The organism is Spirochaetota bacterium, assembly GCA_038043445.1.
Lineage (GTDB): Bacteria > Spirochaetota > Brachyspiria > Brachyspirales > JACRPF01 > JBBTBY01.
Window position 1 is genome coordinate 1 of record JBBTBY010000090.1, and the last position, 22,222, is coordinate 22,222.

13 protein-coding genes are annotated in these 22,222 nt (G+C 55.4%); 11 read left to right on the plus strand and 2 right to left on the minus strand.

What is annotated here, in order from left to right; translation table 11 throughout:
* The 5 genes from AABZ39_13325 to AABZ39_13345 form a co-directional block, all read left to right on the plus strand.
* A partial coding sequence (locus tag AABZ39_13325; GenBank protein ID MEK6795756.1) for a sugar-binding protein occupies window positions 1-969 on the plus strand: 969 nt, incomplete at its 5' end.
* Between the two features lie 212 nt (window positions 970-1,181).
* The gene (locus tag AABZ39_13330) at window positions 1,182-2,576 is read left to right on the plus strand and encodes an FAD-dependent oxidoreductase (GenBank protein MEK6795757.1); all 1,395 of its coding nucleotides are present in this window, start codon (window positions 1,182-1,184) and stop codon (window positions 2,574-2,576) included.
* Window positions 2,573-4,861: a sialidase family protein gene (locus AABZ39_13335; GenBank protein ID MEK6795758.1), complete on the plus strand. Its 2,289-nt coding sequence runs from the start codon at window positions 2,573-2,575 to the stop codon at window positions 4,859-4,861. The genes AABZ39_13330 and AABZ39_13335 overlap by 4 nt, the downstream gene beginning before the upstream one ends.
* Window positions 4,858-5,856 carry a Gfo/Idh/MocA family oxidoreductase gene (locus AABZ39_13340; GenBank protein MEK6795759.1) on the plus strand — a complete coding sequence of 333 codons (999 nt, stop codon included), beginning with the start codon at window positions 4,858-4,860 and terminating at the stop codon, window positions 5,854-5,856. Before AABZ39_13335 ends, AABZ39_13340 begins: the two co-directional genes overlap by 4 nt.
* Before the next feature lie 70 nt (window positions 5,857-5,926).
* Complete coding sequence (locus AABZ39_13345) at window positions 5,927-9,748, plus strand: sugar-binding protein (GenBank protein ID MEK6795760.1); 3,822 nt, start codon at window positions 5,927-5,929, stop codon at window positions 9,746-9,748.
* A 114-nt stretch (window positions 9,749-9,862) separates the two neighbouring features.
* On the opposite strand, the gene AABZ39_13350 is transcribed toward AABZ39_13345, so the two are convergent.
* Window positions 9,863-10,768 carry an AraC family transcriptional regulator gene (locus tag AABZ39_13350; GenBank protein MEK6795761.1) on the minus strand — a complete coding sequence of 302 codons (906 nt, stop codon included), beginning with the start codon at window positions 10,766-10,768 and terminating at the stop codon, window positions 9,863-9,865.
* A gap of 145 nt (window positions 10,769-10,913) precedes the next feature.
* Between AABZ39_13350 and AABZ39_13355 the strand changes: the two genes are divergently transcribed.
* The 6 genes from AABZ39_13355 to AABZ39_13380 all read left to right on the plus strand — a co-directional run bounded on the left by AABZ39_13355 (window position 10,914) and on the right by AABZ39_13380 (window position 21,214).
* Window positions 10,914-11,756, plus strand: a complete 843-nt coding sequence (locus AABZ39_13355; GenBank protein MEK6795762.1) for a M55 family metallopeptidase — start codon at window positions 10,914-10,916, stop codon at window positions 11,754-11,756.
* Between the two features lie 4 nt (window positions 11,757-11,760).
* The gene (locus AABZ39_13360; protein MEK6795763.1) at window positions 11,761-12,669 is read left to right on the plus strand and encodes a sugar phosphate isomerase/epimerase; all 909 of its coding nucleotides are present in this window, start codon (window positions 11,761-11,763) and stop codon (window positions 12,667-12,669) included.
* Window positions 12,670-12,887: 218 nt separating this feature from the next.
* Window positions 12,888-13,460: an SGNH/GDSL hydrolase family protein gene (locus tag AABZ39_13365; protein ID MEK6795764.1), complete on the plus strand. Its 573-nt coding sequence runs from the start codon at window positions 12,888-12,890 to the stop codon at window positions 13,458-13,460.
* Between the two features lie 8 nt (window positions 13,461-13,468).
* A complete protein-coding gene (locus tag AABZ39_13370; protein MEK6795765.1) occupies window positions 13,469-14,539 on the plus strand; it encodes a uroporphyrinogen decarboxylase family protein in 1,071 nt (356 codons plus the stop codon).
* Window positions 14,539-15,621: a uroporphyrinogen decarboxylase family protein gene (locus tag AABZ39_13375; protein ID MEK6795766.1), complete on the plus strand. Its 1,083-nt coding sequence runs from the start codon at window positions 14,539-14,541 to the stop codon at window positions 15,619-15,621. The genes AABZ39_13370 and AABZ39_13375 overlap by 1 nt, the downstream gene beginning before the upstream one ends.
* A gap of 124 nt (window positions 15,622-15,745) precedes the next feature.
* A complete protein-coding gene (locus AABZ39_13380; protein MEK6795767.1) occupies window positions 15,746-21,214 on the plus strand; it encodes a LamG-like jellyroll fold domain-containing protein in 5,469 nt (1,822 codons plus the stop codon).
* 2 nt (window positions 21,215-21,216) lie between these two features.
* Here the strand turns inward: AABZ39_13380 and AABZ39_13385 are convergent, their stop codons facing one another.
* Window positions 21,217-22,209, minus strand: coding sequence for an AraC family transcriptional regulator (locus AABZ39_13385; GenBank protein ID MEK6795768.1), 993 nt, complete (start codon window positions 22,207-22,209; stop codon window positions 21,217-21,219).
* Between the last annotated feature and the right edge of the window lie 13 nt (window positions 22,210-22,222).

Genomic DNA, 22,222 nt, shown 5'->3' on the forward strand with positions numbered 1-22,222 from the left:
TCGCTCTCCGTGCCGTTCTCATCTATTCCCGCGTTCATCACGGCATCACTTTCCGATGCCGATCTGCTTGAAGATTCGCTTAAGAAGGGAAAACTTCTGGCGATGACGCCGGTTGCGATCAAAAAAACCTTCCTTGTCTCGACATCGAAGGCAGGGCTTGTTGTCGATAATGTGCTCTCTGCTGCGGCAGATGTTTCGATCACGATCGACGGAGCGTCGATCACAAGACGTATCGAAAAAGGCGAGTCGTCCGTTACCTTTGATCTGGCGCAGCCGATGCAGCCGCGTCAGGCGCGTGAATGTACGATCACTGCCCAAGGCGTCACCAAACGGGCATCGATCTCAGGCGATCTATTGGCCGCTCGGTATGTGGCATCGCCGACTATCGACGGAGCGCTATCCGCAGCGGCGGGACTTTCTCCGGTCGTTTTAAATAGCCGCGCGAACCTCTTTCCCAATGATGCGCCATGGCATGGGGCAGATGATCTTTCCATGTCTGCGTATTTCGGCTGGAACGAGGAGGGGCTGTATTTTGCGGCCGAGGTGAAGGATGACACTCATTTTGCGCCCTACGATGCAGTAACAGATTTCTGGCGATCCGACGGCATACAACTCGCCATTGACAGCGGCGGCGAATCGACGTCCGGGTATGATGAGAATGACCGCGAGTTGGGCCTTGTGCTCGGCAAGAACGGGCCGAGACCGTATGTTTATACAAAAAAGAAAGGTGTCGCTCCGCTCACCTGCCGCTTCGCCGCAGTGCGCGACGGCACGTTCACACGCTATGAGCTGTTCGTACGCTGGGCGGACCTCGATCTCCCCGCGGCATATACCAACCGGGTCATGCCGATGAACTTCATTGTGAACGAGAATGACGGGCAGGGCCGAGGCTCATGGATGGGGCTTACTCCGGGCATCGGTGAAGCAAAAGCGCCGATCAATTACCGGTCGTTCGTATTTACGAAATAAATAAATTTCATCAAAATAGCTGAGAACAAGGGGTCATGGTTCCCGAGCGACTTGCGCTGAGCGCTGTCGAAGCGAGTCGAGGGATGCCCCCTGTTCTATATTTTTGCGGCAGTCTCCCGGAAACGATGATTAATCCATGGATTCATAGAATATTCCATTCCCTTTTGTTCGCCGCATGGCTATCATAGTTGCGAACCATCAAGGAGCAGAACATGCAAGTAAATGAACCGAATGAGTTCCCCGTGCTGGCTTCCGTCGATGTTCTGATTGCGGGCGGCGGTGTCGGCGGCATCGCTGCGGCACTTGCATCCGCACGGGCAGGCGCCAAGACCATGCTGATAGAGCGCAGCAGTTATACCGGCGGTGTGGCCACAGCATGTCTCGTTACGCAGGTATTGAACTGCTATTATACTGCCGATCATCGCCTCGCTATTACCGGTATCCCCCTGGAAATAGCGGATGCGTTGGCTGAGGCGGAGGGTTACGGAAAAAAATGGCATGACCACAAGGGTCATATCCTATATGATGTGGAATCGGCAAAGCTTGTATTCGACCGCCTGCTCACGGAGGCCGGCGTTACGGTGCAATACAACACCGTAGTGTCGGGCGTGGTTAAAAATGCCGATACCCTGAGCGGGCTCATCATCGAAAGCGCATCCGGACGAGAAGTGATACTGGCGAAAACCGTCATCGACGCTACCGGCGATGCCGCCGTGGCGCTCCATGCGGGTGTGCCGGTGCATGCCGTAATGCCCTGGGGCCGCCACAGTTTCTGCTTCCGTTTCGGCAATGTAGAGATAGCGGATTTCGTTGCATATCTGGAAAAGCATCCGGGCGAATACCCGGATTATCTGGATGTGAACTGGACTGCAGCCGAGGCGCTCGCCAGTTATCGCGCGCTCGGCACGTTCATGTATCCGCACGCCTCATTCATCGAACTGAGCGCGATGAAGCGGGCTATCGCTCTCGGCGATTTCAAGAAGACCTCAGGCGTGTACGATTCGCTGGAGCACTGCCAGCTCATCGGCGTGAAACGCAACAAGAGCGTGTGCATTATCCCGGGCATGACCGATCTGCCCCGGGGAGTCAACGCAGGCGATATTTCGCACGCGATCACCGATGGGCGCACGATGGCGAAACAGGTCGCCGAGCTCTTCAATAAATATATTCCCGGCTTCGAACACGCCTATGTGTCACAGACCGCGGATTATCCGGGCATACGCGGGTCGCGCTGGATAGACGGTGATTTCGTGTTCACCAATGCCATGCGCGAAACGAACAGTGCTTTCGACGACCGCATCGCGAGGAGCGTGGTGCAGTTGAACACCGTGAAGGGAAAATACGCCGTGATGGATTTCACCAATGGCATATTCGATATTCCTTATCGAACGCTGATGCCGCGGGGCATGGATGGACTCATCATGGGTTCGGGACGCACCGTAAGCGTGGAACATCCCTTTCTGCTTCGGCTCATGCCGGTAGCGATGGCTATCGGGCAGGCGGCCGGCACCGCTGCTGCTGTTGCCGCAAAAACCGGGAAAACCGCACGCACGGTGAATGTGAGCGAAGTGCAAAGTATTCTGAAACAGCAGGGAGTGTCGATATGAGCAGAAAAAAAATGAAAACCAAACACAGCTCGGGGAAACAAAAGCCAGCGGCGAAAGCGCCTTCGATCATTTGGCCCTCGACGGCAAGCGTATTCGGTCCTTTTACCAAGGATGATCCCGCTCCTGCCGCACGGATACTCCTCAAAACCCCGCAATCGCTTGAGCTCGGCGGATCAAATGCCAAAGCCAGGATCGTAGGCACGGAAGAATTGATCGACCTCCATGACGCAGTCGGCGGCGGACCGGTGATACCGGAGCGTGTCGCGTACGTGTTCTTCGAAATTGAAAGCTTAGCGGACGGAGAGACCACCATCGGCTGCGGGGCCGACTACTGGATGCAGTGGTGGGTCAATGGAAAGCCCGCGTTCGATACTCTGCCGGGCGGCAACGGTTCAAATAACTACAGCGTAAAAGCGCATCAATTCAAAGCCGAGCTCAATAAGGGAACGAATTGTCTGGTTGTCAAAGTGCGCGGCGGAGGCAGCGGTTTCTGCGTGGCCGCCGGCGGGCCGAGGGAAATAGAAGCTGCGGGCGACTGGCGGCGGCTGGAAAACGGTAATGTCATACCGACGAAAACATATTCGGATCAGCCCTTCATAGTCACTGCCGACGATGGCGCTTGGGTCTGCTGCGTCACCACCTGTTCCGGTGAAGAAGGAGACCCCGGTCAGCACATCGTAACGATGAGAAGTTTCGATCGCGGCAAGACATGGAGCGAGCCCGTTGCCGTGGAACCCGCGGATGGCCCCGAGGCCTCGTATGCGGTAATGCTCAAAGCACCGTCCGGCCGTATATTCATTTTCTATAATCACAACACCGACCGTGTCCCCGAAGTCAAATCCCACGACGGAAAAACCGTTTTCAAGCGCGTCGACTCCTTGGGGCACTTCGTTCTTAAATACAGCGACGATCATGGAAAAAGCTGGTCGAAGAAGCGCTTTGACATCCCTTTCCGGCTCTTTGACTGCGACCGGGAGAATGTCTACGGCGGAAAGATATGTTTCTTCTGGAATGTCGGCCGCGCGTTCACCATCGATGACGCCGCCTATGTCCCTTTGATCAAGATCGGAAAAATGGGCCGCGGTTTTTTTGCCCAATCCGAAGGCACACTGCTCAGAAGCCCCAATCTCCTCACCGCCAAAGATCTTTCGCAGGTCACGTGGGAAACCCTGCCCGAAGGCGACATCGGTCTCAGAACACCTCCCGGCGGCGGCCCGATCTCCGAAGAACAGAGTTACACTGTGTTGAGCGACAAGTCTATCTATGCCGTCTACCGAACGATAGACGGACATCCCGTCGAGGCGTACAGCCGTGATGGCGGACGTCACTGGACACAACCGCGATACATGCAGTACCCGGACGGCAGCCGTGTCAAACATCCCCGAGCGGCGAATTTTGTCTGGCGCTGTGAGAACGGAAAATTCCTCTACTGGTTCCATAACCACGGGGGCAGGCATCTCGCTTCGAGATCCAATGTGTGCGAGATCGCCTATAATAACCGCAACCCCGTATGGGTGCTGGGAGGCGTGGAAGCCGACTCTCCGGACGGAAAGATCATCCGCTGGGGCCAGCCGGATATTCTGCTCTACAACGACGACCCCTTGATCAAAATGAGTTACCCGGATCTGGCAGAGGCTGACGGCGAATATTACGTGACCGAAACTCAGAAAACCACGGCGCGGGTACACAAAATACCGAAATCCTTCCTTGAGAAGCTCTGGAACGCGGCGGCAGGAATTCCTATCCCTACGCCTGTTCCCCGTCTTAATTGCATGGAACCGGGCGCGAGCGTCAAGGCGCCGGGACTGCCCGTACTCTTTGAAAAAGACCTTCAAACCGCCGACGGCCGCGGCGTACATACCCGCAGGGGCTTTGGCTTTGAATTGCGCCTTCGATCGGACGCCAAATCGGGAATACTTCTCGATGGTATGAACAGCGAAGGCAACGGTTTCTCACTAGACGTGACGGCTGACGGACGATTGGAGCTCTTTATGGGCGACGGCCAGTGTGAGAGCCGATGCGTAAGCGAGCCCTTGCTGAAAAGCGGAATCGAGAATCATCTGGTGGTCAATGTGGACGGCGGGCCGGGCATCGTGAGTTTCATCGCCAATGGGAAATTCTGCGACGGCGGCGATGATCGCCAGTTCGGATGGAGCCGTTACAACCCGTGGCTGCAGCGTATCGACTTTGCCGGCGAATGGAAGCTCGGCGGGGCGGTCAAGTCACTGCGATTGTACGGCCGCCCGCTCTTGAGCGCGGAAGCGCTTACAAGGAGTATCATATGACGCTCAACATCGGTATTGTCGGCATCGGGTTCATTTCGGAGTATCACCTGAAGGGATTCCGGTCGGATACGCGGGCTCTGGTGGCGGGCGTTACCCGCTCCTATCACGGCACCGCGGCGGATAATGCGCGGCAGCGCAAGGCGCTCGAAGACTTTGCGGTAAAGCACAGTGTCAAGGCCTATGAGAGTTTCGAAGCGATGGCGGCGAGCCCCGATATCGATGCCTTGGTGATAACGAGCATTAACCCGGAACATTACGGACAGGTACTGACCGCGCTTGAGAACGGGAAGCATGTACTGATCGAAAAGCCCGTCGTCAACAGCGCGAGAGAGATCGATGAGCTCAAGAAAAAGTCGCAGGAGAAAGGCCTCGTCGTTTTACCGGCGCACAATTTCGCCTATCGCGGCGCCGTTATCGAAGCAAAGCGTGTTATCGCGGATAAAACGCTTGGCGCAATTCAGTACGCGAGCTTCATCGACTCATTTCTGGGTGAGAATTCCGTCAATGAGAGGACATGGCGTTCGAAGCATGCGTTGTCATGGGGCGGCGCCCTCATGGATTCAGGAACACATCAGGTGTATCAGTCATTGGCGCTGCTGGGCGCTCCTCAAAAAGTACAGGCGTTCTGCTCGAGGAACGTCCTTACCCTCAATGATGAAGACATCGCAAGCGTGCAGACATACTATACGAGCGGGGCGATATGCCACATCGTGCAGAACTGGGGGAGCAATCATGGAGGTGATGCCGCGGGAATACGTATCATTGGGAGCAAAGGAAGCTTGCGAATTGCTGATGCTTTGTATGTAAATGGAAAAAAGATCAATGAAGATGTGACGTATGATGGTTCATTCGTCAATCAGGCGCGGCATTTCATCTCGGCGGTAGCCGATGGCGCAGCGCCGTTATCCACGCTCGATGATGCAAAGACGGTGCTTGCCATCGTTCACGCGGCGTATGAAAGCAGTACGAGCGGCAAAACGGTCCCCTTGGAATAGGACGACAATTACATTTGACCGGCAATAGAACTCTTGCTATACTTCAGCATATCCGTAAGAGGAGAAAGCGATGAACACATTGCGATCATTCCCGGTTGTCATCATATCGATTGCCATCGCCTCTGCATCGATATTTCCTCAGACCAAACCCGCAGTAGAATTGCTTTTCAACGGCGATCTCAAGAATACCGGGACGCTCGGCGGTGAGGCGCAATTCGATAACCCGATCCCTGAGGAGGCCGCGAAGCTCGGCGGCGAGGGAAACAAAGGATTTCTCGACCTCAATGCGACGCTCGGCGGTATTGCCGATAAGACCGAGAAACACGGCGGTACGGTTGTTTTTACTGCACCGTCGATTGCCGGTAGTATAGTCACCATTCAAATTAGTTTTACCCCCGCGACGGCTGATGAACTCCCGAGAACGGTCATCGATCTGCCACCCGGAATCCGGATCTACAGCCAACAGGGAGTGCTCTTGCTCTCGGCCAGTGGGAAGAGTGGCATCAAATGGCTCAAACTTGGGATTGACCCCACCCCCGGGAAAAATATTTCATTGGCATTGGTGGTGGACGGCTCTGCACGGGAATACACATTGTACGAAAATTCGAGCGGAGTGGCCATACCCCTGACACAAGGCAAAGACCTACCTGAGGAACTGACGATCGATGGCAGTATCGCCATCGGGAACAAGTCATCAATAAGACCTTTTAAGGGGACAATCGACACCGTACGGATTTGGAATGCAGCATTAGCCAAAGCCGATCTCGGCAGGGTATTTGCGGCCGATGAAAGTGGTGCTGGAAGTAAAGAATCAGGTGGCGTTGCGCTTTTAGAAGAATCAAAGCCGGTTTCGCTGTTCGTCGATTCGCAAAGTATGGAACCGGTTTTCCAGTTGAGTGCGCTGCGCGACGGGCTTATCGCCTCGCTAAGCCGTCACAAGGATGGCAAAGACATTGTAACCCGGTTGGATTACACATTCGCTGACTCGGTAAGCCTTGGCGACGGAAATGTCAATGCCAACCTTACGTGTATCGCTATGCCAAGCCTATTAGATACGGTCGGCATGGAGTTTTCTATCAAGGCAAGTGATCCTCGTGCGAAAATATTTGTTCGCCTCGGCGATAAGAGTGGGCAGACACATCAGCATGCGCTGCAAATTGCCAATTCCGATGATTGGCAGAAGATCCATTTGGCGTTTGACAAGGAGACGTTCCCTCATCATTGGGGTGGCGCCGGTAACGGTATCATCCAATTCCCCGTAAAGACATTTTCTATCGCTATGTATCGTGGCACGCAAGCGCCGCCGGGAAAGGGCTACTTCCTGATCAAGGATACTACCGCGGTCGTGAACCATATCCGGCCGGAGGACAAGTTCAACCTGGCGATCGAGACCAGCCTCCCGGGCGGAGTCGTCTTTGTAAAGGATAAGGCCCTTTACCGCATCACGGCAGTCAACCGGGTCGCCCAATCCACGGCAGCTGAACTGGTCGTGCGTGTTGTATCCGATGACGGGAATATCAAGGAACAGAAATATCCGATCACATTCTCAAATCCCGGCGAAGCGGTGAGCAGAGAACTTTCCATCCTGACAGCCGAGCCGCGCTTTTACGGCATTCACGCCTGGATAATGGAGAAAGGGAAAAAGACGGCCAGAACACAAAGCGGCTGCGCGGTTGTGAACCAGGTGCCGAACTATGGAAGGGACGATCCTAACAGTTTTTTCGGGACAGCGAATTGGCTTTTCGATGCCGAGGCGTGTGAGCGTATCGGTGTTAAAAACCTTCGTGAGTTCGTGTGGTTAAGCCGCGGTGTTTTCACCGATCCTGAAAAATACAACTGGTCGCTGCTTGACCAGCACGTAGATGAGGCGCGCGCCCACGGTATGCAGGTGGTTCTTACACCCGAAGTGGACTGGTGGTGGGGCGCGAAAACATCCCCGCATTGGCGTGAAATGTCGGATATCGTTGATGTACCCGATGTTCTCGAGACCTATCGTTCTTTTTTGCGAGCGATCGCAACGCGGTATAAGGGGAAGATCGCAGCGCTCGAAATACAGAATGAGCCCAACAACGAGACGTATCACGAGACCGGGTACACGCTCGAACGCGGCTCGGATTTGTATTCCGCCATGATACGCGTCGGAAGGGAAGAGGTTGAAAAAGTATCGCCGGGACTGCCGATCATCGCGATCGGCGTTTCCGGCCGCGACTTCCATGTACAAGCAGGCGGTTCTACCGACAAGGTGCCCGGCGGCTTCAAGTTCACGCAAGCCGTTCTGCCGAAAATAAAAGGCGCGATGGACATCTATGGCGGCCACCCGTATTCACACAACCGCATTATCAGGAAGGGGGGATCGATCCAGACACTCGAGGATATGAATGTGCGCGGGCTGTTTTCGGAAGTCGGCGATCTCCTTGAGAAGAACGGATTTCAACGCCGTTTTTGGTCAACGGAGATCGGCTATTCCATCCTCGGAACCACCGAGGCCCCCGATGAACAGACGATGCTTCATGCCTGCGTCGTTGCGCAGGGACTCATTCTCTGCAAAACCGTGCCGGGATTTGAAAAAATATTCTGGTTCATACCCCACTTTCACCATTCCGAAGGCGACGATTACAGTCTCTTTCGCTGCAATATGCCGCAGAGAATAGCGTTGGGCGGCAAATTCCATGATTCCCCTCACCCGGTATTCGCTACCCCGAGCGCATCCGCGTATGCGTCCACTGCGTTCATGCTGCACAATTCCGCTTTTGTCCGTGAGGTTAGCATTAATTCATCCGTCTCCGCATGGCGTTTCGACCGCGCTGACGGTAAAAGCGTTGTATCGTTCTGGGCCAGGCGTGACGGCGAATACCGCATGGATCTGAGCGGTCCGACGACGGATGCGGTTAACATGTTCGGCCGTATCATCGCGCGCGGGACGTCGATGAATTTCAAGTTCACCGGCATGCCGATGTACCTCGTTACGCCAAAGGAAAAGGCCGATGATCTCGAGGCGGCGCTTGGAAAAGCGAAGGTGACCGCTTTCACTCCCCTGGCACTAAAGAAGGTGTTCTTCTCCAGGGAGCGCGAGGTCACTGCGATAGTGCAGAACAACGTCGACTACCGAGTTGACGGCATCCTATCGGTGGCCAATGTCCGGAAATCGCATTCATTCGCGCCGCTGACAAATTCGCAGCTGGTGATAGCGCTCCCCGCACCGGTTGAAATTGGCAGCGACGTCTCCCTGGCACTTGATGCGGGCGTTATGAAAAAAACATTCCCGATACGGACGGATTTTCTCCGCGCAGGCTATGTGAGAACACCGACGATCGACGGCAGTCTGACGGCGGCGGCGGCACTTGATGAGATCCGAGTTGACAGTAGAAACTTTCTCTATCCTCCCGACGCGCCCTGGAAGGGGATGGACGACCTGTCCGTAAAGGCGTATGCGGGTTGGAATGAAGAAGGACTTTACTTCGCCGCGCGCGTGAAGGACGACCGCCACGAAGTGCCATTCGACAGCATACCGGATTACTGGAAATCAGACAGTATTCAGCTGGCGCTCGACTATGAGGGGGAATCACTCGGCGTGTATGACGGCAATGACCGCGAAATCGGACTGGTGATCGGCGCGAACGGGCCGAAAGCCTCGCTTTACACCACCAAGTCCTGGCTGCCGCTGTCGATGAAATTCGCAGGCCGACATGAGAATGGCGTGACGACCTACGAAGCGTTCATCACCTGGAAGGAGCTTGATCTTCCGGTGCCGGCAGCAGGCAAGCTCATGCCCATGAGCTTCATCGTGAACGAGAACGACGGTCAGGGCCGCGGATCATGGATGGGGCTTACGGCAGGTATAGGCGAATCGAAAGCGCCGGTCAATTATCGGTCGTTCTTGTTTGCGAAATAAACCGTTCGGGGCTGGAGCGCCGCTTTCGCCGAAGGTGCGCTTGCCACAGTGTTCGCGATTGATGAGGCTGGGGCCGAAAAACGATAGCACGTATGTCGCGGGTGTTCGATATTGTCAGAACGGATCGTTCTCCCGCACAGCGCTCGGCGCCAGGGAGAAACGCTTCGTGAACACGCGGCTGAAGTAGAGTTCATCGGTGTACCCGAGCGTTGCCGCTATCTCTCGTATCTTCATCGTTGGATTCTCGGTTATCATGCGATAGGCTTTTCGAAGCCTTCGCTCCTGTATATATTTCCCGCAGGGGAGTTCGCCCGCTTCCTTGAACACCTGATTAAGATAGCGCGGCGAGAGCGAGAGCGCGCGGGCAATGTCCTGTATGCCGATATTCGTTGCGACCTTCGCTTCTATCATTTCTTTTGCGGCGAGGAATATTCTGAGCGATCCTTCTGCCGCTTCGTTCCGCTGAGCGGAGAAGAATTCACCGAAATTCTCGCGGAGCATGAGATAGAATATATCATAGATGAGGAGCGTGAGCCGCTTTTCCATGAACTGCCCGCGCAATGCAAGCTCGCGGTCTATGGATGCGTAATGATCCTTCGCCTCGCCGGGAAGCGTGAGCGTGTACCCTCGTTTCTTTGCAAACCCGGCGATCACGCTGTTCATCTGCACATTCCCTGTGGAATGGAATTCTATCATGAAGTTGTCTATCGTGCAGTCGCCCTTCGTCATCGTCCATGCGTGTTCGATGCCTGTCGGCAAGAAATCCACATCGCCCGCCGAACGCGCAAGCGTTTCCGTATGCGTTCGATAGGTCACTTCGCCCTTGCGGATGAAGCTGAATTCGTTGTACGGATGCGTATGCCAGAGGGCGCTTTCGCCCGCACGTATCGTGCTTCGCCGGGAAGTGGCGATCGTAACGACAAAACCGCCGCAGTCGATGAAGGGTATTTTCCTGATGACGCCGCGGACGATCTGATTGTGTACGTCCTCGTGTACATCGTTCTGTGATGAAGTGGCCATCGCCCGTACTATACAGGGTATCCCTCCGAAAATCAAATCAATGCCTTCCTGATTCTCCATATATCCGCCATTTTATCCATTGCCGCAAACCGCATGCCCGGATATATTAATGGCAGGAACGGCTGACCGCCGACAAGGAAATACCATGAAGAAATACATGATACGCTGCGACATCGAGGGCGTTACCGGCGTGGTAAGCCCCGAGCAGGCAGCGCCGAACGGATCGGAATTCGAATTCGGACGACGCATGTTCATGTCCGATATTACCGCGCTTGTCGACGGGCTTAATGCCGGCGGTGCCGATGAGATATGGATATATGACGAGCATTACTACGGAAGGAACATCGATCTTAGCGTCATGCCAAAGAACGTGTTCTGCGTATGCGGCAAACCCCCGTATCGTGCGGATTGGGCGGGCGGGCTTGATGCTTCATTCAATGGTTTGATACTCCTCGGCTTTCACTCGAAGTGGGGAACACCGGGCGGGCTCTTGCCGCATTCGTACGAGCATGACATCCGCGATATCGTTCTCAATGGCGTTTCCGTCGGCGAGATCGGAATGGAAGCGGCTATTGCCGGCGACTTCGATGTTCCGCTCCTGCTCATGGTGGGCGATTCGGCTGGTGTTGCCGAAGCGGAGAAACTCATCCCGCATGTGACCGGTGTATCGGTAAAAACGTCTATCGGTGAGAACGGTGCCATTTGTTTTTCGGCGCAGGAAACATCGGCGCGTATCGCTGCTGCGGCGAAAGCGATCGTAAAAACACCGCCACGGGCAAAGCCCTACCGTATCACGGAAGAGATATACTGTGCGATAACGCTTAATGACGGTACATACCATGACGCGTTCCGGTCGCTCTTCGCGGCTCGCATGTCCGATGACCGCACGGTCGTTCTCCGCGGGAATGCCGTGACCTCAGTATGGGCCGAATACTGGCAAATGAAGCTCAGTGCACAAGTGCTTGCGCAAGCAAAGGTAAAAGGATAATACAATGAAAGGGAGTATCCGCGAAAACGCGAAGATCGGTCTTGTGCATCACATGCTCTATCCCGCATGCACCGGGGATGAAGCATTTCACGTGGAAACGCTCGCTTCATTCGTCAAACGAACCGACATCGACACATTCGACTGCTGTGTGCCGTACGGCGCTGATGCACGAAAAAAAGCGACCGCCATCGTTACAAGCGCGGGCAAACCCGTGTGCTATGCGACGCATCTGATACCGCTGAGGAAATTATCGTGTGCAAGCCTCTTGCCGAACGAGCAGGGCATCATGCGTATGCTCATGATCGATCAGCTCGATGCGGCAAAAGCTGTCGGCGCGAAGGAAATGATTTTTGCTTCCGGCGCCGATGCGGCAGCGGGAAAACGCGCCGAGGCGCTGGCGATGTTCAAGGACTTCTGCGTTTTTCTCTGCACAGAAGCGAAGAAGCGCGGCATAACCGTTCTCCTTGAGCCGTTCGATACCGACTTCGATAAGAAATTCCTCATGGGGCCGACGACGGAATGCGTCAACCTCATCCATTCGCTTGAGCCGAAGATCGACAATCTCGGCATTGAGCTCGACATGGCGCATATACCGCTCATGCACGAAACCTTCGATCAAGCGATACGCACTGTCGCGCCGTATCTCAAGCGTGTGCATCTGGGTAATTGCGTCATGAAGGATGCATCGAACCCGTGGTACGGCGATAATCATCCGCCGATGGGGATAGAAGGCGGGGAGATAGATGTGCCGGTGCTTACAGAAATTCTCCGCATTCTCGTCGATATCGGGTATATCGGCAAAGACAATAAAGGAACGCTCGTGGTAGAGATGCAGCCTTTCCCGGGGAGAAGCGTTGATGAGACCATTGCGGATAATTTCCGACGGCTTGATGAAGCGTGGGAAAGCGTTTGAACGGTTACGTGTCTTTTTGACCTCGGCTGTGCCGCGTCATGAAAATACCATTTTATTCACGGTTATGTTGACAAACCGTGAATGGGCAAACTATCGAGGCGTTCATGGGGAGGTATTTGGAAGATCGGCATGTGATGAGCGGAATCTCCATAATAGTTCCCGATTATCCATAGCCGCCCCGGCGCAGAGTACGTATTATAGTGCGAAAGGAGTCCGGCATGAAACGAGTACTGCTTATCGGCGACTCGATACGCATGAGCTATCAGCTTGAGGTGTGTACGGCGCTCGCCGGCACGACGAAAGTGTTCGCGCCGGTGGAGAATTGCCGGCATAGCACGAATGTGCGCGAGTGCATCGCCGAATGGATGAACGACTTTCGACCCGACATTGTTCACATCAATGCGGGGCTTCACGATCTCATACGCAACCGCGAAACGAGGGGGTATCAGTTTCCCGTCGATGTCTATGCACGGAACATCGAAGCGGCGGTCGATGTGATGCGCGATGCGAAAGTGAGTGTGCTATGGGCGCTTACGTCGCCGGTGAACGATGCGTGGAATCTCAAAACGCATGGGTATCAGATGCGTTCCGATGCCGATGTAAAACTCTATAACGATGCCGCGAGCGATGTCATGAAACGGCTCGGCGTTCCGGTGAACGACCTGTATGCCGTCGTGCTCCGAGAAGGGATGGAGAAGATGCATACGCCGGACGGCGTTCATTTTAATGAGGCGGGGCAAAAGATACTCGGTGCGGCGGTATCGCAAAAGATCAAGTCGGTATTTGGTTGAGTATCATCATGGGGCAGATGACATCGCATGAGCGAATACTCCGCATGTTCGAACACCGCGAAGCCGACCGCATCGCGATATGGGACAGGCCGTGGGGATACGACACGGTACTTCGCTGGGAAAGCGAGGGCATGCCGAAGGGAATGGACTATGCGGAATATTTCGGTTTTGAACGCATGGTGCAGATTCAGCCGGACAACAGCCCGCGGTTCGAGCAGAAAAAGATCGAAGAGAACGATGAGTATAATACCTATACTACAGCATGGGGAGCAACGGCGCGCAGTTTCAAGAAAATGACCTCCACGCCGGAGTATCTCGATTACCGGGTGAAAACGCCCGACGATTGGCGTGCGGCGAAAGAGCGCATGACGCCGACGCGCGACCGCATTCCCTGGGAACAATTGGAGAAGAACTATAAGCGATGGCGTGCGGAGGGGTATTGGATACAGCCGAACATCTGGTTCGGATATGATATCACGCATTCGTACATGGTTGGCATGGAGCGCATGCTCATGGCTCTCGCGGAGAAACCCGAGTGGTGCATAGAGATGTTCGATCATGAGCTTACGGTATCGCTCGCCCTCCTCGATATGATATGGGACGCGGGTTATCACTTCGATGCGGTGCGATTTCCCGATGATATGGGATACAAGCATGCGCAGTTCTTTTCAGTGGCGATGTATCGCGAATTGCTGAAACCGTTCCATAAACGCGCGATAGACTGGTGCCATGCGAAAAAAATAAAAGCGTATATGCATTCCTGCGGCGATATACGCCCGTTCATACCCGAGCTTGTCGATATCGGCCTTGACTGCATCAATCCGCTCGAGGTGAAAGCCGGTATGGATCCGATCGCTCTCAAAAAAGAATACGGTGACAAGCTCATGTTCCACGGCGGGGTGGATGCTCTCTTGTGGAATGACATCGACCGCATGGAAGCTCAGGTCCGTGCGCTTGTGCCGGTCATGAAAAAGAACGGCGGGTTCATGCTCGGCACCGATCATTCGATACCGATGACGGCAGGGGCTGCCGATGTGAAACGCATCGTCCGAGCTGCAATAGAATCGGGAACTTATTGATGAAGCCGCGTGACCGAGTACTGACGGCGCTTAGCCGCGAAAAGCCCGATCGAGTGCCGTTCCAGGCGACATTCACGCCTGAGTTCGCCGCGCGGCTGCGAAAGCACTATTCCCTGCCCGACGGCGCGCCGCATGATCCGCACAGCGGACGCTGGAACGGGTATGAGCTTGAAGTCCTTACGGGGCAGGATGCGCTGCAGTGTTCCGCGGGCTGGTTCACCGGTTACTATCACGATACCAAGCCCTATGTAGACGAATGGGGAGTGCGGTGGTATGTAGAAAAGTATGACACGCCGTTCGGCGAGGGGAGCTATACCGCGGTCAAGGAAGGCCCGTTGTACGACGAGAGGAATATCGCATCCTACCGTGCGCCCGATCCGAACCGTCCGGAATTGTATGCGAACATTGAAAGGCTGATACGCGAGTATGGGAACGAATACTATATCATCGGCAGACTGCATACCACCGTTTTTGAGACCGCATGGGCGCTGCGCCGTATGGATAATCTGTTCCTCGATTTTGCGTTGGATCCCGAGCAGGCGCATGCGGTGCTCGATATTCCGTACCGATACCACAAAGCGGTGGCGGAGAATATGGCGCGCCGCGGTGTGGACATGATTTGGCTCGGCGACGATATCGGCGCACAGAAGAATCTCATGATGTCGCCTGACGATTGGCGCACATACTTAAAACCGCGCATGGCGGATATCATCGCAAGCGTGAAAAGTATAAAACCCGACATTTCGATAGCGTATCATACCGACGGCTTCAATACGCCGCTCATTCCGGAGTATATCGAGATAGGCATCGATGTGCTCAACCCCGTGCAGGCGGAGAGCATGGATCCCGCGGAAATAAAACGCCTCTTCGGCACAAGGATGTCGTTCTTCGGTGCCATAGATGTTCAGTCGACGCTCCCGTTCGGGAAACCCGATGACGTGAAGCGTGAGGTTGCAACGCGCTTTGCCACTGTCGGCACCGGCGGGGGGTGGCTCTGCGCCCCCACGCATCATGTGCAGCTCGACACACCCCTCGATAATTTCTTCGCGCTTATGGACGCGGTCAGTCATTGTCGCTACTGAGATCCTCCGGAATGGATGCGTTGTAAAGATGTTCCGTATCCTCCTGATATTTTCCGATCCCTCCGTTGCCTGCCGACGGCTTTTCGTAGTATACTGATGCCACTCTGTCAGCGGGAGATCGACCATGACCATGCGGATATCGGCGCTTATCGTTTCGGCAGCAATTACCATTGCGCTTCAGGCGCAGACAAAACCTGCGATCGAATTCCTTTTCGACGGATCATTGAAGAACACGGGAACGCTCGGCGGCGAGGGGAAATTCGCGAACACCGTTGCCGGCGAGGAAGCGCGCTTTGGCGACGGCATGATGAACGGTTGCCTCGATATGTGCGCCACGCGCGGAGGCATGGATGACAGGGCCGTTCCCCATGGCGGTGCGGTGCACTTCCCCGCAGCCGCTCTTGCCGGCACATCGGCGGTGACCGTTATCGCGGCGATATACCCGGCTGTTATCGATGATCTCCCGCGGCGCATCGTTACGCTCTCCCCGCTCTTGCAGATCTATGTGCAGGGAGCATCGCTCGTGCTTGCGGTCGGCAATGCGAAGAACGAGATGAAATTCTGCGCGACCGGGATATCCGTCGCTCAGGAAACACCCGCACTCATCGCCGTGACATGCGATGCAAAGAACAAGGTGATAACGACGTATCAGTTCAAGAACCGCGCATTAGTGAAGACTGCCACCGAGGGCGGCACGCCGGATAATGCAGTGTTCGCCGGGGGTGTCATCGAGGTCGGGAATATGGGGGGCATACGTGCGTTCAAGGGATATATCGACAATGTGCGCATCTATACTGCCGTGCTTCCCGAGAACGAGATAGCCTTGATCATGAGCGCGGACAGGAATGCATTCGCGCTTCCGTCAGCGGCAACCGCAACGATCGCTTCTGAGAACGGCGCCGCGATTTCCGCTGCCGATGATTTCACTTCGTACGGCGGTGATATGAAGAGCGTACTGAAGAAGTGGGACTTCAATACCGCGTGCTGGAAGCTTGGTGAAAAAAGCATCATGGCGAATGCGCTGGTGCGTGAATTCGCAGAATATAATACAGCGCCGGCGGAGATCGTGCACTGCGAGGCAGTCGTTACGTTTAAGCGCTCCATCACCAATGGATGGAAGGCGGCCGGCATCGCGGTTGTCGCGGACGATAATAATTACTGGATGCTCGCGTTGAACGAGCGGCATGAGAATTTCACGAAAACGCATCCGCTCCTCTTCCCCGACCTGAACGAACGGCTCGGCGGGGTCTGGCTTTCCGAATCCGCAACTACCACCAGGCTCAAGGCGGCCGCGCTTGAGAATTTCTCGACGACGACGAAACATCCCTGGGCGCACGGAACGCCGTACCGTTTCATCATCGATCTTTCAGAGGACGGCATTTCCGGGAGCATACAGGATATGAACGGCAGAGAGCTCGGGCGAAGTGCGTATCAATTCGGCACGCAGCGTGCCGTGCGCTCTGGCCGTCCCGTGCTCGTTGCGTTCGGGGCCGCGGCAACGTTCAGCGATGTGCGCATACGCACCGAGCGTCCCGTAACCGTGCAACAGGCGGCATCCCCCACCGGTTGGTACATTCAGCCCGCGGAACATCCGGACATTCAGCCGTTGGAGAATCGATGGGAACCGCTGCTTATACTTTCGCATATATCACGAAAACCGTTCGCAAAGTTAAAACCGAACATTCAGCCGCTTGATATAGAGAACCTATGGTATAGGAAAACGTACGATATTCCCGACGAGTGGAAGGGCAGGTCTATCTGGATCAATTTCGAAATGATAGAGGGACAGGCGATATTGTTCGTGAACGGCAAGCGGATAAAGGAAATGCTCCGCGGCGACTGGGAGGCGGAGATAACCGATGCGGTCACTCCCGGAGAAAAGGCGGATGTGCGCCTCTATCTTACCCGAACGTTCACCGGTACTGAGGCAAAGCCTGAAGCGGACGCGCTCATGTTGGAAGCGCTTGCCTTCGCGCGAAAACAGAAGATCGAACAGCTCGGGATCACCCGTGATGTGCGGGTTTTTACGCGGGGCAATCCGGCATGGATAAGGAATCCCCAGGTCGTGTCGCGATATTCGGAGAAAAAACTGGCCATTGAATGCGATATCGGCGGGGCCGCGGACGGACTTAAGCTCATCGCGCGGATAAAGAGCATAACCGATCCCGGCCAGCCGCCGGTGGAAGCAGCGGTAAGGCAGGCGGTGACAGGCATCAATCGATTCGATGCGGCGTTCGACGGTGTTCCCTGGTATCTGAACGCACCGCATCTGTATCGGCTGACGCTCGATCTCGTATCGGGACAAACGGTGGTCGACAGCACGGAGACGAGTTTCGGTTTTCGCGAAGTGCGCATCGACGGGAATGCGGTGCTCATAAACGGGCGGACCAATCGCTGGCGCCTTATCGGGCCGTTCAATCCGACGCAGACGACCAGCATAGCGACGAATCCCGCGTATCTCAAATTCTTCAAGGGTGCAGGTTTCAATGTCGTGCAGGTACAGCCGAACCCTGAAACATGGTGGGGCTATATGCCCGCACCGTATCCCCGAAATACGTACGGGATAACCGACGATGCCTTCCTCGACCTCTGTGACCGCGAGGGCATAGGCGTCACGCTTCCGATTCCGCCGGTAGCCAATAATGTAGGTTTTCATTTTTCCTTTGATAAAAAACCCGAGCTTGCTGTGCAGTACCGCCGTGAGATAAAGGCATATATCGACCGCTATCGGCATCACCCGTGCATTCAGGCGTACACCATCGGCATGAACGTCATCAACAGCGATACGTACACGGAAAATCTGTCGCCGAGGGCCATGGGACAGACGCTCCCGGTAAAGCCGGGATGGCAGGAACGCGTCGTACGCGCATTCGAGGTCGGCGTAGAGACAGTAAAGGAGATAGACCCGTCAGTGCCGGTGTACTGTCATGCGGCAGGTTCATGGGGCGGCGAGATCTCGGGCGGTAATCAGCATTTGAACCTGATACCGCTTGCCGAGTATGAGAAATGGCCGTCGCATTGGGCAAAAGAGGGGAAAAAGCCCTGGATAGCGGATGAATTCGCCTGCCCCTGGATCGGTGATTTTATTTTCAAGAAATATATACCGGCCGGATGGTCCATCGATCCGAAGAACCCCGAAATGGCGCTCACGGAGTTCTCCGCGATATTGCTCGGTGATGAAAGCTATCGTGTGGAGACCGAATCGAACCGCCGCGCCCCCCGTGCAGGGATAAAGAACCTCGAGGACTACGGTGTAGCGCATTCGAGCGCGCCGGAACGATTGAGCCGCATGCCGGCGTACGAACGTTTCATGAGCGAACATATGCCGCGTGTGGTGCGCGCATTCCGTACGTTCAATGTACTCGGCTTCACGCCCGGCTGGCTTTTGGAATGGAACGCATTCTGGGAGATGCCGGAAGCGAACGACCCGATGGTGAGAGCATATGCCGCCGTCATGCAGCCCTTGCTTGTGTATATCGGCGGGTATCCTGATCACTATACGCGAGAGCGCAATTTTCATGCCGGCGAAAAGATCTCCAAGCAGATAGTCGTCGTCTATGACGGCCCCAATGCGCGGCTCCCGATAACCGTGCGCTGGACGGTTCGCTCCGACAGCGGCGCGAATATTGCGAGCGGAACGGAAGAGCTTGCCCCGAGCGCAGGAGCCATCATGTTCCGGCAGATCGGTTTCACCGCGCCTGCCGTGCAGGTCCGCACCGGTGCGACGATATCGATAACAACGAGCGGACACTCGCAGAGTACCGGGACTACGGACAGTTTCCGCGTAAGCATATGGCCTCTCGAAAAGGCATCGCCGCCGGTCGCTGCGCGCATCATAGACCCCGTCGGCGACTCCACGTCATGGCTTTCAAAACGTGTGACGGAAAAGTCCGATGCACCGCTCATCATCATCGGACGACGCGCGCTTGAAAAGCTTACGAAACTTCCGTACACAGCGGACGATATCGCTTCCGGTCTCACCGTTCTCATGCTCGAGCAGACGCCCGACGACCTCATGCGGCTGGGGTTCCGCGTCGAGGAACGCGGGGTACGCAAGGTCTTTATCCGCGGAAAAAATATCTTTCCCGGCATCGAGAGCGAGGACTGCATGGATTGGCGGGGAAGTGCGAGCCTCCTTCCCGAAGAAGAGCTCCCGCGATATTGGACGCATCGATCCGTTCTGATAGGGATGAAGCCGCAGCGCATGACGCGATGGGGGAATCACGGATCGGTATCTTCAGCGATCATCGAGGTGCCGCAGAAAGGAAATATGCGAGCGCTCATGGATTGCGAATTCGATCTCGCCTATTCACCGCTCCTCGAATGGCGTCACGGCAAGGGGCGCGTGATATTCTGCCAGCTCGATCTCACCGGACGCGTTGGGATAGACCCCGCTGCAACAGCCATCGCCTCCCGACTCATCGCTCTTGCTTCGTCGCCGTGCGAATCCGCGGACGCACGTCTTTCCATAACAGCCGATGACACTACGGCAAAGGCCGTACGCGCGCTCGGTTTCGCCGAAGGGGAAGGTCCGCGCACGGTCAATGCTGTCTCATTATCCCGCGCGGGAGCGAAACGTCCCGGAACGACGATAATGATCGCCGATGAAAAACCCGCGGGGACCGGCGGCTATGCAGTGAAAGAACTTACCGCCGCGAACGATCTGAACGACATGCAGTTCGGCTCGGGCATCATCGGTCCCGCGCTCATGCGCTTCCGTCTCCCGCTTACGGTCAATGTCGATGCGAAAGGGAATTTTCTCGCCGGTCCGTCTTCCGGCGGGGTATCATTCATCGGTGTTCCGATCACGGCGGCTGATACCGGTGATCCGGTCCATGCACGCATCACGAAAATGCGCATTCGATCGCTCTACAGCCGCGCATTCACCTTTCTCGGCGTGCAGAGCGACGCCGAGTATGCGCAACGCATCTCTTTGCTTTCCGCACCGGTGATGTTTCAGTCCGGCGTACAGGCGGTGACATTGCCGCTCGAGAACGCGGAGATATCCGTGCCTATGATATCCCGGACAAGCGACGGCATGAAAGGGCTTATCAATGAACCCGTGAATGAGAGCGAGGTGGTCTGGAAGGATCTCAAGAACCTAGCCGCCACATCGGACGCAGCCGGCTACGGCGGCAGCGTCGGCGAAGTGATAGACGCGATAGCACTTTTCAAGATGCAGCCCGATCCTCGAGCCCGCGTTCTCATACGCGGCACCATCGATATTGCCGAGAACGGTCCTGTCAATTTCTATCTCGGCGCGGACTGGTGGGCGAAGCTCTTCGTGGACGGGAAACTTCTCATCGATCTGAGCACACGCGCCGGGAAATCGAGCGAGATCGTGGGCATAGGATCGCGAGAGCTGTCACGCGGAAAACATGAAGTGGTCATGCATATCGTGTCAGGGAGCGCCGGATTCAACAGCCGCCTCATCATGGATACGCTGAAAAAACCGCGGACGATAAGCGATTTCAATCTTGACTTCAGCAAGATCTACGGCAAACCGATGCGGCCGTACAATCCCGATGGTTATTCGCTCTACAGCGCGCCGATGGGCGATGATGAGGACCCGTATCTCTATATGACATGGTGATGTCAGGTCTTTCGAGAGTCGTTTTTTGGCGTTTCTTGCGTACGCGCCCCTGCACGGAAAACGGCGGGCGTTGCCCCGGTGAAGCGCTTGAACACGATACTGAAATACTGGCTCGATGAGAATCCCAGTTCATAGCCGATGTCGGCGATGCCGAAACGTTTTGCACGGAGCATCTCTTTCGCCCGCGCTATCTTTTCACGGAGTATGTACTCATGCGGAGGGATGCCGATCTCCTTTGTGAAACGCGTCTTAAAGCGCGAGACCGAGAGAGCGCATTCGGACGCGCAGGCGGCTACGTTCACGTCGTCGAGCACATGTTCACGGATATGATCGCATACGCCCTGCATTGCTTTTGATGCTTCGATGTCCGCTTTTCCCGCGCAGCCTATAACGGTAAGGATGAAATCATACGCGAGCATGCGGATGCGCACGCGCTTGAACGGGTCAATGGATGCATACGATTCAATGATGGATTCGATGATATCTTTCAGCCGTGCTGTGCCCTTGAATATCCTCGGTTTGATGGTGCTCAAAGCATTCCGCAGCCGTTCCGCATCGGTGTCGCGCATGCCGAGGAAATTCCCTTTATGGCTTTTCAGATCGATGAGGAGCCAATAGACGAGCGATTTGCCTTCCGGGAAGCGCCCCGAGCCGTGCTCTTCGTCCGGATAGGTAATGAACACATGATCGCCCGGCACATGATATGCGGTATCATCGACGAGATAGGTGCGCACACCGCGGGCGACATACCGTATCTCGATGATCCCTTCATGGCGATGCGCCTTCATCGGCGGCTGCGCCTTTTCGTAGCGGACACCGCCGACGAGATGGAGGTTCGGTATGCCGAGCGGGCTCAGATCGCGCTGGAGTCTTCCTTCATGATCGAGGTTTTTCCACTTCATGTCGATAGTGTACTGCAATACGGCAGCCAACGCAAGAATATGCAGTATCGAACCGTATTCGAACTGCGATCGTTCATTGACGCAGCCTTTCACCGCAGTATACTGT